Origin of the sequence: Sphingobium sp. TKS, assembly GCF_001563265.1 — a bacterium.
Classification (GTDB): domain Bacteria; phylum Pseudomonadota; class Alphaproteobacteria; order Sphingomonadales; family Sphingomonadaceae; genus Sphingobium.
Map to the genome: position 1 here is coordinate 3494462 of NZ_CP005083.1, position 12662 is coordinate 3507123.

The window sequence follows — 12662 nt, forward strand, 5'->3', positions numbered from 1 at the left end:
CGCATTTCTGGCTTGGATCGGCAATTTGCTCCGCATTATTTTGCTGCGAACCTCTGCGGTCGTTTGACCAGCAGAGGAGGAATTGATGTTGCAATCCGAGCATGAGCTGCTCACCGAGCTCAGAGCCATACTGACAAACCAGCGTTACAATCCGACGGTAATCCGAAATCACTGTACCTATGCGCAGGAGTTTCTCGACTATCTCCAGCATCGAGGAATCTGTGTCACGGACGTGACTGAGGCGCAAGTTGAGCGATATCTGGATTATGCGATCGCGTTATTCCGGAAACGTCGTGGCAGGCATCCCAGCGAGCGCTGGCACGCAGTTCCGCGATCTGCAATTCACGCGTTGCTACGGCTTGGGCAGGGTCAGTGGCCACCCTCTGAAAAAGTAACATGCGACGCCGATGCGCTGCGGATTACGATCTGCAATGAATATGAAACCTGGCTTCGTGAGGAGCGTGGCCTTGCCCAGGCCAGCATCGACGCGTTCCTGTGGGAAGCGCGCTACTTCCTTGCCTGGCAACTCAACCGGTGCGGGGCCGATGGCCTCGAGGCAGTGACCGTGGGTGAAATTGACAGCTACATGGACTTGCGCGGTTCGAAACTGACGCGCAGTTCTCTGAAATCCACAGCCGAGCGGCTGCGCTCGTTGCTGCGTTACCTGCATTGGACGGCCCGCGTTGCGGAAGACCTGACACCGCATATCATCGCGCCGCGGCTCTACGCTTACGAAGGGGTGCCGTCGATTTTGGAGCGCGACCAGATCGCCGCGGTTCTGGCAAGTGTGAGCAAGGACAAGACGGCTGCCGGTTTGCGTGACCACGCGATATTACAGGTCCTCGCCACCTATGGCCTTCGCGCAAGCGAAGTCCGCAACATGCGGATCGAAGACATAGACTGGCGGGCCGAAGTCATCCGCGTCCGCCACAATAAAACGCAAGCCTACACGTTCCTGCCATTGATGGGACCGGTTGGCGAAGCGATCCTCGCCTATCTGCGGTCTGGTCGGCCCGCCACTGATGCCAGGGAACTCTTCATCCGAACGCGCGCGCCCTATTGCAAGCTTGAGAAGATATACAGCCTGATTCGGCAGCGGCTCCGGGATGCCGGCGTCAAACCCTCAGGCAGGAGCGGGCCTCACATCTTCCGTCACGCTCGTGCGACCGAGTTGCTGCGCGCCGCAGTGTCGAAAAAGGTAATCGGTGATCTGTTGGGACATCGCTCCGTTGGATCGACGGCGCCCTATCTCAAGCTCGCCACGGAGGATCTGAGAGCCATCGCTCTGGATGTGCCGGGACCGGAGGTGCTGGCATGACCTCCCGTTGGCCCGATTCCGATCGCGCGTGCATTGGCCGCTTTGTCTCAAGCCTTGATCTGCGCAATCCCAAAAGCCGCGTCTGCTATCAACAGGTCCTGCATAGCTTCCAGGATATTGTCGAACGGCATGGAGCGCTCGATCAGCAAGCCCTGCAGGCCTGGTTGCGCGAATTAGCCACTCGCTGGGCGACATCTACCCTTCTGCATCGCACCCGAATCATCGACCGGTTCCTCGATCATCTGCTCGCAACCGGGGGGATCGATCACCACCCGGTCAAAGCTCTACGCGAGGCATGTCATATCAAGCAGTGCATGCCGATCTGGCGCGCGCTGATATCGCGTGATCCAGAACAGGCTCTTGCCAGACTGCGCAAGCCCAAACCGTTCGGCAGCGTGCTGGGCGAGGCCATGGCCGAACATGTCGCGATGATGCGGCGCAGGGGGTACAAATATACTTCGCAACCCGAGCGGTTCTTGCAGTTCGACCGGTTCCTACAGTTGAATCCGCAACTGGAAACCGAGCCGCTGAGCGTTATGATCGATCAATGGGCGGCCACAAAGGGCACCCGCAACCATGCATATGAACGCGAAAACCTCGAACGTATCTTCGCAAAAATCCTACGGCGCCGCGACCCGTCAGTTCCTCGGCGTCGGCCGGATCCGCGACCCCGGAAAGAGGTGCGCAAGCAGTGGCGCCAGCCCCATATTTACTCTCCTGGTGACGTTCGGCGAATGCTCGACATTGCCCGTTCGTATCCCTCGCCACGCGCAACCCTTCGACCATTGTGCATCTACACCATGCTGTTGCTGGCCTACTGTGCGGGTCTGCGACGCGGAGAACTGGCCCGGCTGGATCTTGGTGACGTTAATCCCCGAGACGGCACCATCACGGTTCGGCAGACCAAGTTCTTCAAGACCCGAATCCTGCCGCTCCCCGACAGTGTGATGAACGAGTTGCGGACCTACATCGCAGCCCGACGTCGGGCTGGTGCATCGCAGGATCCGCACTCCGCCCTGTTCTGGCACGTCCAGGGTAGGTCCCGCTACACGCCCGAAATGATAACCTGGGTGCTTACAGACGTCATACGTCGCGCCGGGTTGAAGCCATTGCAGGGGCACGACGGACCTCGCGTTCATGATCTTCGGCACTCGATGGTCGTGAACCGCATCCTTGAATGGTACCGTCTGGGGATCAACCCGCAGGATCGGCTGCCGTTCCTCGCGACCTACCTCGGACATCGAGATATCAACTCCACGCTGGTCTACATCACCGTTACGCAGGATCTGCTGCATCTCGCGAACGAACGCTTCAGGGCCCTGGGCGCGCCATGCCTCAATCCTGAACGGGAGGTGCGGCCATGAGCAGGACCAATCCATTCCCGGAACTGATGCGCGCATTCTTCTACGAATGGCTCGTTGAGCAGCGCAATGCGTCGGTCAACACGGTCCGTTCCTACCGCGACACTTGGCGGCTCTTCCTCCGGTTCGTCGCTGATCGCGCGGAAAAGAAGGTTGCGATGATCTCGCTGGCCGATCTGACTGCCGCGCAGGTCACGGCGTTCCTGAGGCACGCCGAGCACGAGCGCGGTGGTACGATCGGTACCCGCAACTGCCGGCTTGCTGCAATCCGCAGCTTCTTCAACTTCGTGGCTACCAGGGATCCCGCATCGATCGCGCAATGCGTCGAAATCCTCAACATCCCGATCAAGCGGGCGCCGGTATCGGAACCCTGCTATCTGGATCCGCCGGAAGTGGCGGCGATCCTTGCCCAGCCAGACCAATCGACCCTAAAAGGCATGCGCGACCATGCGTTGCTCTCGTTCCTCTACAACAGCGGCGCGCGAATACAGGAAGCGCTCGATGTGTGCCCCGAAGCGATCCGGTTCGATAGTCCCAGTTGCGTCCGACTTATGGGCAAGGGCCGAAAAGAGCGCATCTGCCCGCTTTGGCCGGAAACCGTACTGTTGCTGGAAAGGCTGCTTGACCGGCAGCCGCGAGCACCAGACCAGCGGCTGTTCGTTAACCGCTACGGCGAGCCGCTCAGCGCTTCGGGCGTCCGGTTCAAGCTTGCCGCCTATGTGAAGGCGGCGGCTGAAACCATGCCGTCGCTTCAAACAAAGCACGTAACGCCTCACAGCTTCCGCCACGCGACCGCCGTCCACCTTGTATCGGCGGGCGTGGACATCACGGTCATCCGCAGTTGGCTTGGACATGTGAGTCTCGACACCACCAATCACTATGCCAAGGCCAATCTGGAAACGAAGCGGAAGGCGCTGGAGCAGGTCGCCGTGCCGTCGGCGACGGGGCGTTCACCATCCTGGAAACGCGATACGAGCCTGCTCGCCTGGCTTGATACGCTGTAAAATAATGCGAAGGAGTGTTGGGCAGAAACGCCGATAATCGGCCGATCTGTCCACGTTCCTTCGCATTTTGAGAACCTGATGATTAGTGAAGTAATGCTCACCTATCCATTACTTGACGTAGGGCTTCGCTAATTGCGGCGCGATCAACCTTACATCATGCCCGAGCGATCCGAGAAGACGAGCCCAATGATGTGAACTGCCGCATGCCTCGATAGCGACGAGGGTGGGTGGCAGCTTTTCGAAAAACCGAATCATCTCTCGGCGCGTCAACTTCTTGCGCAGCACTGGCTTCTCCGCTGCATCGACGCCATGCAGTTGAAAAACGTTCTTTGACGTATCCATGCCTATGCGGGTAATTTGCTCCACGGGCGGCTCCCTTGATTGAGTCTTGCAACGCACTCACTCTGGCACATTGCGATGCCGTTGGGAGCCGTCCACCCCAACAAGGCGGAATATGGGCAGGATCACCGAAGCGGGTTTCGGACAGCGGGTTCCAGAAGGGCGAGAAGGCCGCTTCCCTTATGAAGTCGCCCTCCTCATCGCCGGGCATGACGACGATAAGATGGGTCAATCCTTCCAGCCCACAGGCGATGGCGTCCTTGATGTGATCGGACAGCAGGCAATGAAGGGCCGGATCGAGCGGCAGCAACAGGGCCGCTTTCATGGTATCGATGTCGTAAAGTGACAGCATAGTCGGATTCCTTTGGGCAAAAAGAAGGCGCCCCGGAGGACGCTTCGTTGGGTTTTGAGCTTCAAGAGGGTGGCCGGACGGCCTTGGCTTAATTACCCTCTGCCCTGTCAGTTGAATCGCCATTCGGCTGATCGGCATAGGCGCGGCACAGAGCAAGTAAGGTAGGATCTATGCCTTCTGCATCGGGGACGATCAGCACATGCCCTGCCCCTGAATCGGACAGCACAAAGGGCATTTCAAATATGGTGCCATGCCGCTGGACCCATTCAAAAGCTGGGATGCCGTCTATCAAGATCGGCCAACCGACTGCCTCTTCGATCGCCGTCATGGTGTCGCCCGGCTGGACGATGACGAAGACGCCCAACTCGGAAAGGTCGCCATATTCCATCAGCTGGTCATGGCGGGTTTGCAGAAGGCATTTCAGATCGGAGGCAATGGGGGTATCCAGATATGCGGCTAGTTCCTGCCACGTGTGGATAATGTGCATGAGGTAGCTCCAATAAAAAAAGCCCCCGACCGTTAGGCCGAGGGCGCGTTGCGTTTGAATAATGGGTTGGGATCAGGCGGGCTTGGTCATCGCCTTATAGATGCCGATCAGTACCAGGATGCCGATAGGAATCCCCGCTGCGAGCGGATAGTGCAGGAGCAGATGCCATCCGCCCAGCACCAGCAGCAGACCCAACGTTTCCTTGGTACGGAAGATCAGACCAGCCAGGATCAGGAGAATGATCGCCAGCTTCAGGGCCATCATTATTGCCCCGAATAGTAGCAATGCCCCGATAACCCCTGCCATCAGGCGTCTTTGGGATTGGGTCCGAAACGGTTCTCGCCGGGCGTCCCATCGATCACCATCATGACCAGCACGATTAGCGCGCCGATGTAGGGAATGAAGTTCAGCAGGACGAACCAGCCGGACCGATTCTGATCGTGGAACCGTCGGGCCTGCACCGCCAGTTGCGGAATCAGTAGACCGAGCAGTCCCAGGACCAACACCACCAACATGAGGTTGCCGATCAATCCGCTTTCGCCAAAGTCGTTCTGATCGATGGCTGCGATCGTCACTGTCAGCAGCACCAATGCGACCGACACCAACTGGAACATCCAAAATTCCTTACGGCTCGCGCGGCCGGTGAACTGGGCGTACCGCTTCAGTGGCAAAATCATCCAGCCGACATGGTCGTCCGGCGCAAGATTACCCGATGACGTGGGTTGCGCTGGTTTCCTTTCAGTCCGGCCAAACAGCAGCCGTTCCTTGGACCGTTCGAACTCGGCGTCGGAAATGATGCCGTCATTCTTGAGCTGATTCAGTTTTTCGAGATTCTGCAAGGCCTCAGTATCGACCATCTGCGTTTCCTTTATGCATGAGGTAATGAAACCGAACCCGAACGGGCACGGCTGAACAGGCAGCATCGCTATGGCTGTTGATGATTCACTGCTCGCCCCCTCACGCCTTGGAGAGCGACCTTCGGCTTCAACCTCACGTCGCCCTATGTACCTCTCGGAGCGACGGCCGAAGCCGGATGTTCAGAACCTGTGGAAACCGCAGGCGCGCACACCTTTACCGTCACCGGCTGGACATACGTGTACGCCACCCGGCCTCCGAATTTCGGCGACCGAGCTGTTTCCAAATGAGGTTCTGACGCCCCACCCTCCGGCTTTCACGGAAGGCAGAGCTTTTCTGACGGGATTAGAGCAGCTTCGCAATAGGCGTTTGCTTCCGCCTGTTCATATAAGATGCCGGATTTTGCGCGATCGCCACGTCAACAAACTGATCAGCCTAGAGCAGGCGTGTTCCTCAAAGCGCAGGCCAGGGGCACAGCGAATGCTTAGGGTAAACGATTGAGATGATTGAAGCTCGATGCTAGGCAATGCCGCAAGCAAGTTCTAAGCCGCATGGAGATTGCATTGGATCGTATTACCGAAGCCTTGCTGGCCGGATTCTCAAAAGAACATTCCCTAGAACATTTGCCTGAAGACAAGCGCTTTGAACATCTTACTGCGTTCGCGATGATTCGTCGTCACTACAATAGATCATTTTCAACTGCAGATGTTGTACTCGGCGGTGGCGGCGATACTGGTGTCGATTCAATTGCAATAATTGTCAACAACCGCCTCGTCACCGACGCTGATACTGTACACGAACTAGCCGAACAAAATGATTATATAGAACCAACCTTTATTTTTGTTCAAGCAGAGCGAAGCTCATCTTTTGATGGTCAAAAAATCGGAAATATCTCCTTCGGCATTGTGGACTTTTTCAGCAAATCCCCCAAAATTCCTCGATCAGTTGAGGTAAGCAATTTGTCTGCGATCACCGACGTCATCATCGGGGAGTACGCGGCTATCCTTAAGCCTCCCCGGTGTCATGTTTACTATGTCACCACCGGGCAATGGGTGAATGATCCTCACCTAGTAGCACGCAGGGACGCAGCGATCCAAGACATCAAGAATTTGTCGATTTTTGAGAATCCCGACATTTTTTGCATGGGAGCCACTGAGCTACATGGCGCTTATCGCCGTACAAAAAGTCCGATCAGTCGAACATTCCTTTTTGACCGGCGGGTCGAAATCCCCGCCACGGCGGGAGTAACTCAAGCAGCGATCGGTTTTCTTCCATTCGCTGAGTTTGAGAAATTACTATTGGACGAGAGCGGCACTGAGATGCTGACCAGTATATTCGAGGACAACATCCGAGATTGGCAAGGGTACAAGACCGTAAATTCAGGAATACGTGAAACCTTGCTTTCAGAAGCAAAATCGAATTTTGTTCTCATGAACAATGGGATCACTATTATCACGCGCAACTTAAACAGAGTTGGCGATATATTCACGATTTCTGACTATCAAATTGTAAACGGATGCCAAACGAGTAACGTACTTTTTGAACAGAGAAAAAATATCGATAATAGCGTTACAATTCCCGTGAGATTAATTCATACTTCTGAAGAAAATATTAAAGAACTAATTACAACCGCTACAAATAGTCAGACTGAAATAAAGCCAGAGCAGTTCGCTTCCAGTAAAAATTTTGCTCGTGGATTAGAGCAGTTTTTTCTTACTTTTCCTGACGACCGAAAACTTTATTACGAGCGGCGGGACGGTCAGTATGACCGAGGCTCAGAACCTAAAATCCGTATAATCGATATCGCTACGGTGCTGCGGAGTTTTGCAGCGATCTGGATGGAAATACCTCATACCGCCACCAAAAATTATAAGTCGATCCGGGAGGAAATCGGGGAGAAAGTTTTCGCCGATGGGCATAAGTATGTAGCATATTATTATGCTGCGTATGCTTATTTCCTTTTGGAAGGGCACTTCCGCGCGAAGACTATCGATCCGAAATACAAGTCCGCTCGCTTCCATATTCTCATGACCGTAAACCTTATGTTGGATAGCACATATCCACAACGCCCAAACTCGAAGGATCTCGAAACCCGATCGAACAAGGCACTGGAAGCTTTATGGGACACGGAAAAGGCAGACGCCCTGTTTGCGGGTGCCGTCGCAATTATAGATGAGGTCACGGAAGGGAATCTCGATCGTGATCACGTTCGCACAGAGGCAATCACCCATGCGATTATTACGCGATTTCGTGCGCAAGTATCGCGCGCGCCTGCCGACGCCGCCGCGAAAGCAGCGCCTTCCTAAGTACTGGACAGGGCAACTGAGCGCCTTAGTTGGCGCTTGGTCCACTGCCGCCTAAACCATCCGCTGCGCAAAACATGATCGTCAACACATCAGCCACGCGCTAGAGGCAATCGCATGGGCGGCTACCTAGACGAACTCGACGACCTGCTGATCAACCAGTTCGACCAAGGCATGCTGCTGTCGGAGTTAGACGGCTTTCTGACTGGCATCATCGTCAGCCCCGACATGGTGCCACCTTCGGCTTGGTTGAAACAGGTGTGGGGACCGGACACGCCAAAATTCGACACACCAGAGGAATTGCAGCGCTTTTTCGACCTTGTGATGCGGCATTATAATGAGATTCTCGCCAGCCTTGACGAGCCGGACGGGTTTGCGCCGATCCTGGAAGTCGACACCAGAAGCAATGAAACGCTTTGGGAACTGTGGATTGAAGGCTTCTCCAAGGCCATGAAGATTGCCCCTCGCGGCTGGAACCGCGTGCGGGCAAGCGATGACGAAGGGCCGAAGTCAGCAATCGCGGGTATCTCTGAGCTAGCGGCGTTCGCGGACGGCCGACATCAGCTAACCGAGGAGGAAGAGGATCGCTGGGATCGGGAAACCCCTGACCTCATCCCCATCTGGGTCCAGATGCTCCATGAATGGCGCTTGGATAACGATCAGCACCGACCAACGTCCGCCACGGGCGGAAAGCTCGGCCGCAACGATCCATGCCCCTGTGGATCTGGCAAGAAATACAAGAAGTGCTGCGGTTTGAACTGAGGGGGCCTTTCCTTCAGTCCCGCCGAATCATAAGCCCAAAGTACCTCCCATAGGGAACCCATGACGGACCCATGTTTAAGCGCTTTCAGTAGGGAAAATTCGGCCGATAAGGCCAAGGTACTGGTGCCGCTTACGTGACTCGAACACGTGACCCTCGCATTACGAAGGCCTCTGACGGATTCTACAAATAGCTAGGTTTTCTGCCGATTTTCGGATCAAAGCGGGCGGTATTTTCCCATTGTCCCACGGCAGACCCAAACGCAGCGGAAGTCCGGTTTGGGCCGCTTCCTATTGAAGGCATTTTGGTAGGAAGCGATGTTGAAATTCGACCTGCGCTATACCTGCAAGCCCCGGCATTAGCCTCACGCTAGAAGATTAATCTTATTCAGTATATTGGCGTGATTCGGGAGATGAACGGGGGTCATCAAATGTTTAAGAAGGTCATGCTTACCTGCATCGGATTGGGGGCGATTGCTTCACCGGCACACGCGGAATGGGTGAGCATCGGCTCAGCGACGAACGGAACCGAATGGTTCATGGATTGGAACAGAATTAAAACGGTAGGCAACAAAAAGCAGGCGTGGATACAGTTAAATCACTCTCGAAATCGGTCCGTTTCATGGCGACAAACGTTACAATTGGTTAGCTTCGATTGCTCTGCTGCAAAGTATAGGACTCTTTCCATCATCGCCTACGATGCATATGGAAAAGTTGTTTCTAGCGAAAATTACAACGATTATAGTTACGGCGTCGGGTACGATCCTCTCGTTCCAGAAAGCATGGCCGAGTCAGCATCGCAGGTCGCTTGCGCCTTTGGTCAGGAATAACTTTAGTGTTGACCTTCGGAAGAAAGCGGTGCCCTCAGTGTGCCGAATGGGTTCGAAATGAGGCGCTGATTTGTCGCTATTGCAAGTCTTCTCTCACGGTTGGCGTTCACCAGCATCCGCGAGGAAAATGGGGCAGCAAGGCGGTCATCATTGGCTCGGTCCTCACCCTATGCTTAGCGGGAGCTGTTGCCTTAGGGATGTGGTCTGCGCCCAAGCCTGTTGCAAAAGAAAACCTGTCTCGCAAACCGCAAAGGTCAGCCGCTCCGGTGAAGGCACAGCTTGCCGCCCTTAACCTCACCGCATTTCCTATCGACTCAGGCGTCGAATGGCGCGCAGATAGCTATCCAAGCCCAATCTCATGGCAGTTAGGCCCCATGGTCGTGACTGCCTCCGTTCGTCGGGACGGCGAACTCTCCGCACCCCACATCGAAATCGAAGCTGCTGGTACCAAAATCTCGATGCAGGGAGAAATGGTTAGCAGTTCATACACTCATCGGCTTAGCGCAATCATAAACCGAGCGGGCGCATATCCCGTTCTAATGCTGCAAAGCTTCAGCGGTGGCGCGCATTGCTGCAATTCAGTCCAAGTGGCGGGACTTTCTGGCGGCAAACTCAAGGTGGTCAATCTCGGCGCTTGGGATGGCGACCAAATAGGGCTGCCAAAAGACGTTTCGGGCGACGGCTTTGCTGATTACGTTTTTTACGACAACAGCTTCCTCTACGCCTTTGCACCTTATGCATATAGCTACGCGCCACCAAAAATCCTCAACGTGCGGAACGGCCGAGCAATAAATGTGTCATCAAGCCGGGCGTTTCGACGCTTTTTCGAGAAAACTATTCGGGAGACCGAGGGGCTGTGCGATCCTAGCCAAGATAGCTTCACCCGCAATGGGGCTTGCCCTGCTTTTGTGGCAGCCGCAGCGAGATTGGGGAAGATCGACCAAGCGTGGAGCAGGATGGTAGCATCCTATGATGCCGCGGCAGACTGGCAGTTACCCACGGGCTGCCGGATTAAAACCCGTGATTCATGTCCTGAGAATTTGCAGATCCAATTTCAAAGCTACCCTGATGCACTTCTCAGTTTCCTCAAAGACAATGGGTATGTAGCGCAAAACTGGTATCCAAGATCGGGCGTGAACCTATCCGAACCTGCGCTATTCTAAATAATATAAGCCTTCATTGTTGCTCTATAAATGGATTGAGCGAGACGCTCGATTCAGCGTGGGCGACATTTTCGCCCTCTTTGATGGGAGCATTTCTCGCGCAACCCTGCACTTAGAAGTTGTAACTCAGTGGACAAAGCTCGATCGAACCAACGCGCAGTGCCTGTTTCTGACCCATGACGTTATAAACGCACACTTTTGTCATGCCGTCTTGATATTCTCCGATTTTGAAACCAGTCGAATTACCAGAACTGAGTGAACTATCCTCAATACTCAATTCGCAGAGTTTTGTGGAATTGAAGGAATATACCTTCCCATTACTATAACGGCAGAGATGCTGATTGTTATGAACACCGAGATCGGCTTGCAAAAAATATGTCATGGCCATCAGAGGTGTTGAGGACGCACCAAGCACCGCAGCCGCTAAGGAAAGTATCTTAAACCTCTTCATTTTGCCCCCGGTTATACTGCATTCGTCCGCCCGCTACTCGCAGGTCCGAGGTCAAATAAACGCGCGGCGGCCACTGTGGCAAGCACCTCTAAGAGAATGGATGTCGATCCGAAGAATTGCAATTATCGCGGTAGGAACACGGCCGCCACACACGAGCGAAACGGATTCAGCTTTTGATTACTCAAACCATCTGCCTGGTCAGAGAAAGTTGAAAATCGAGGGGGAACAAGGTGATTTTTTCGAGGATTGTTGCGTTTGGCTTGAGCTTGACGGTCACAACAGCCGCCACAGCCGCGCCGCTTCATCTTGTTTGTGTAGGGAACGGCTCTGCAAACAGGATCACCAGCACTTATGGTTCAGCGTGGGCAAGCAACGGAGCGTCGGCTTGGGGGCAAGCAATCGGCACCCGTGACGTTCCCTTTGACGATCAGGTGAATATCGATCTTGAAGATGACGGAACAGGTCGGATCAGGATGCCCCGTGCGATGCTTCCGCCAGTGCGCGGGGGCAAAGACGGCTGGTTCGAAATCAAGAACGTGGAGAGGGGTGAGAACGAGATCACCGGCACCGTTCAGGTGAACGTCTTCAATTCACCCAAAATGCGCATTGATCGCATTCGTGGACATATCAGCCTCAGCGGCAAGGCAGGTGACTATGCAGGCATTTGCCAGCCGTATGACCCGGCGACCGTTCAGCGGGCTTTCTGATGATGAAGACAGGCTTGCTAGTCGCCAGCATGGTCGCCCTGCCCGCAACGATGGCCCTAGCCCATCCGGGCGGCCTGAATGCTGAGGGCTGCCACAACAACCGAAAGACGGGAGACTATCACTGTCACCGCGCCTCAGTTGCGCCGGTTCGCAGACAAGCATTGATAGGTGGCGGTGGGGCATTCCCGAATTGCTCTGCTGCACGTGCGGCTGGCGCTGCTCCGGTGAGGGTTGGTGACCCCGGCTATGGTCGCCACTTGGATCGCGACGGCGATGGTGTAGGATGTGAGTGATGCATCGGCCCACGCGACATGAACTGACCGGGATTCTTCTGGAGAATGGAATGTATCCCGTCCTGCGAATGCCCGATGGCGGAAAATGGCGTCTGGAAGTCCTGAAACGCCACAAGCATCTGTTCGGCACTCGCGTAAAAGTGACCGGCACCAGAGATGGGTTCGACCTCCTGGCCGTCGATCGCATTGAACCGGCGTGACGCGCGATCAGGAGCTTTGGGGCATGGCTTCGATGGTCCTGCGGCAATATGGCGAACAGGCTCCCTTGAAGGCCGCTGAGCGCATCGGCGAACTGGCAGCAGCGGGTGAGGCAGGCGGGGTCCAGCTGTGGGGTGAGGTCGCATTTCGGATGAACGCGCTGATTACCCCGACGATAAAGAATAGGTGGTCCGGCGATCGATCGTGGGGAAGTGGCTGCTCGAGGTTCGGATAGCCCCTCC

At 55.2% G+C, this 12662-nt stretch carries 16 protein-coding genes, 1 tRNA gene and 1 pseudogene; 12 read left to right on the forward strand and 6 right to left on the reverse strand.

Features of this window, described 5'->3' with window-relative positions:
- Positions 1 to 85 precede the first annotated feature (85 nt).
- From K426_RS17265 to K426_RS17275, 3 genes are read left to right on the forward strand one after another with little or no spacing between them, the layout of a single operon-like run.
- Positions 86 to 1318: a site-specific integrase gene (locus K426_RS17265; RefSeq protein WP_048574961.1), complete on the forward strand. Its 1233-nt coding sequence runs from the start codon at positions 86 to 88 to the stop codon at positions 1316 to 1318.
- Positions 1315 to 2682 carry a tyrosine-type recombinase/integrase gene (locus K426_RS17270; RefSeq protein ID WP_053085586.1) on the forward strand — a complete coding sequence of 456 codons (1368 nt, stop codon included), beginning with the start codon at positions 1315 to 1317 and terminating at the stop codon, positions 2680 to 2682. Before K426_RS17265 ends, K426_RS17270 begins: the two co-directional genes overlap by 4 nt.
- Positions 2679 to 3683, forward strand: a complete 1005-nt coding sequence (locus tag K426_RS17275) for a site-specific integrase (RefSeq protein WP_048574814.1) — start codon at positions 2679 to 2681, stop codon at positions 3681 to 3683. The genes K426_RS17270 and K426_RS17275 overlap by 4 nt, the downstream gene beginning before the upstream one ends.
- Positions 3684 to 3794: 111 nt before the next feature.
- On the opposite strand, the pseudogene K426_RS30405 reads toward K426_RS17275, so the two are convergent.
- Positions 3795 to 4049, reverse strand: a pseudogene (locus K426_RS30405) (IS110 family transposase); the annotation flags it as partial.
- A gap of 88 nt (positions 4050 to 4137) precedes the next feature.
- Between K426_RS30405 and K426_RS31395 the strand changes: the two are divergent.
- The gene (locus tag K426_RS31395) at positions 4138 to 4368 is read left to right on the forward strand and encodes a hypothetical protein (protein ID WP_066559708.1); all 231 of its coding nucleotides are present in this window, start codon (positions 4138 to 4140) and stop codon (positions 4366 to 4368) included.
- Positions 4369 to 4462: 94 nt separating this feature from the next.
- On the opposite strand, the gene K426_RS17290 is transcribed toward K426_RS31395, so the two are convergent.
- From K426_RS17290 to K426_RS30410, 3 genes are all read right to left on the reverse strand, one after another.
- Positions 4463 to 4861 carry a hypothetical protein gene (locus tag K426_RS17290; protein ID WP_066559711.1) on the reverse strand — a complete coding sequence of 133 codons (399 nt, stop codon included), beginning with the start codon at positions 4859 to 4861 and terminating at the stop codon, positions 4463 to 4465.
- 72 nt (positions 4862 to 4933) lie between these two features.
- Entirely contained in the window at positions 4934 to 5125 is a 192-nt protein-coding gene (locus K426_RS17295; RefSeq protein WP_066559714.1) for a hypothetical protein, read from the reverse strand.
- A gap of 41 nt (positions 5126 to 5166) precedes the next feature.
- Positions 5167 to 5784, reverse strand: a complete 618-nt coding sequence (locus tag K426_RS30410; RefSeq protein WP_082748670.1) for a DUF805 domain-containing protein — start codon at positions 5782 to 5784, stop codon at positions 5167 to 5169.
- Between the two features lie 495 nt (positions 5785 to 6279).
- Here K426_RS30410 and K426_RS17305 point away from each other — a divergent pair, with 495 nt between their 5' ends.
- Positions 6280 to 8022, forward strand: a complete 1743-nt coding sequence (locus K426_RS17305; protein WP_158511754.1) for an AIPR family protein — start codon at positions 6280 to 6282, stop codon at positions 8020 to 8022.
- 114 nt (positions 8023 to 8136) lie between these two features.
- The gene (locus K426_RS17310; protein WP_066559719.1) at positions 8137 to 8781 is read left to right on the forward strand and encodes a UPF0149 family protein; all 645 of its coding nucleotides are present in this window, start codon (positions 8137 to 8139) and stop codon (positions 8779 to 8781) included.
- A 121-nt stretch (positions 8782 to 8902) separates the two neighbouring features.
- Here K426_RS17310 and K426_RS31745 read toward each other — a convergent pair.
- Positions 8903 to 9007 (reverse strand) — tRNA-OTHER (locus K426_RS31745).
- Between the two features lie 202 nt (positions 9008 to 9209).
- Here K426_RS31745 and K426_RS31400 point away from each other — a divergent pair.
- Together K426_RS31400 and K426_RS31405 are read left to right on the forward strand one after the other, a co-directional pair.
- On the forward strand, positions 9210 to 9608 hold the full coding sequence (locus K426_RS31400) for a surface-adhesin E family protein (protein WP_145907398.1): 399 nt from the start codon (positions 9210 to 9212) through the stop codon (positions 9606 to 9608).
- 5 nt (positions 9609 to 9613) lie between these two features.
- Positions 9614 to 10771: a hypothetical protein gene (locus tag K426_RS31405; protein WP_145907401.1), complete on the forward strand. Its 1158-nt coding sequence runs from the start codon at positions 9614 to 9616 to the stop codon at positions 10769 to 10771.
- Positions 10772 to 10883: 112 nt separating this feature from the next.
- Here K426_RS31405 and K426_RS31410 read toward each other — a convergent pair whose 3' ends face one another.
- Entirely contained in the window at positions 10884 to 11222 is a 339-nt protein-coding gene (locus K426_RS31410; protein WP_145907404.1) for a hypothetical protein, read from the reverse strand.
- 260 nt (positions 11223 to 11482) lie between these two features.
- On the opposite strand from K426_RS31410, the gene K426_RS31415 reads away from it, so the two are divergent.
- Genes K426_RS31415 through K426_RS33110 form a run of 4 tightly spaced genes read left to right on the forward strand, consistent with a single transcriptional unit; the run spans position 11483 to position 12655 of the window.
- Positions 11483 to 11929, forward strand: a complete 447-nt coding sequence (locus tag K426_RS31415; RefSeq protein WP_145907407.1) for a hypothetical protein — start codon at positions 11483 to 11485, stop codon at positions 11927 to 11929.
- Positions 11930 to 11979: 50 nt separating this feature from the next.
- Positions 11980 to 12222 (forward strand): excalibur calcium-binding domain-containing protein, encoded by a 243-nt coding sequence (locus tag K426_RS30415; protein WP_237230067.1) that lies wholly within the window; start codon positions 11980 to 11982, stop codon positions 12220 to 12222.
- On the forward strand, positions 12222 to 12422 hold the full coding sequence (locus K426_RS17320) for a DUF5818 domain-containing protein (protein ID WP_066559723.1): 201 nt from the start codon (positions 12222 to 12224) through the stop codon (positions 12420 to 12422). The genes K426_RS30415 and K426_RS17320 overlap by 1 nt, the downstream gene beginning before the upstream one ends.
- Positions 12419 to 12655: a DUF6961 family protein gene (locus K426_RS33110; RefSeq protein WP_066559734.1), complete on the forward strand. Its 237-nt coding sequence runs from the start codon at positions 12419 to 12421 to the stop codon at positions 12653 to 12655. The genes K426_RS17320 and K426_RS33110 overlap by 4 nt, the downstream gene beginning before the upstream one ends.
- The last annotated feature ends 7 nt before the right edge of the window (positions 12656 to 12662 follow it).

Bases quoted from the DNA above. Each gene is read 5' to 3' on its own strand.
- K426_RS17290 (WP_066559711.1), bottom strand. From the start codon at position 4,861: ATGCACATTATCCACACGTGGCAGGAACTAGCCGCATATCTGGATACC.
- K426_RS17310 (WP_066559719.1), top strand. From the start codon at position 8,137: ATGGGCGGCTACCTAGACGAACTCGACGACCTGCTGATCAACCAGTTC.
- K426_RS17265 (WP_048574961.1), top strand. From the start codon at position 86: ATGTTGCAATCCGAGCATGAGCTGCTCACCGAGCTCAGAGCCATACTG.
- K426_RS30410 (WP_082748670.1), bottom strand. From the start codon at position 5,784: ATGCTGCCTGTTCAGCCGTGCCCGTTCGGGTTCGGTTTCATTACCTCA.
- K426_RS17270 (WP_053085586.1), top strand. From the start codon at position 1,315: ATGACCTCCCGTTGGCCCGATTCCGATCGCGCGTGCATTGGCCGCTTT.
- K426_RS30415 (WP_237230067.1), top strand. From the start codon at position 11,980: ATGGCCCTAGCCCATCCGGGCGGCCTGAATGCTGAGGGCTGCCACAAC.
- K426_RS17295 (WP_066559714.1), bottom strand. From the start codon at position 5,125: ATGATGGCCCTGAAGCTGGCGATCATTCTCCTGATCCTGGCTGGTCTG.
- K426_RS17320 (WP_066559723.1), top strand. From the start codon at position 12,222: ATGCATCGGCCCACGCGACATGAACTGACCGGGATTCTTCTGGAGAAT.
- K426_RS17275 (WP_048574814.1), top strand. From the start codon at position 2,679: ATGAGCAGGACCAATCCATTCCCGGAACTGATGCGCGCATTCTTCTAC.
- K426_RS31400 (WP_145907398.1), top strand. From the start codon at position 9,210: ATGTTTAAGAAGGTCATGCTTACCTGCATCGGATTGGGGGCGATTGCT.
- K426_RS31410 (WP_145907404.1), bottom strand. From the start codon at position 11,222: ATGAAGAGGTTTAAGATACTTTCCTTAGCGGCTGCGGTGCTTGGTGCG.
- K426_RS31395 (WP_066559708.1), top strand. From the start codon at position 4,138: ATGGGCAGGATCACCGAAGCGGGTTTCGGACAGCGGGTTCCAGAAGGG.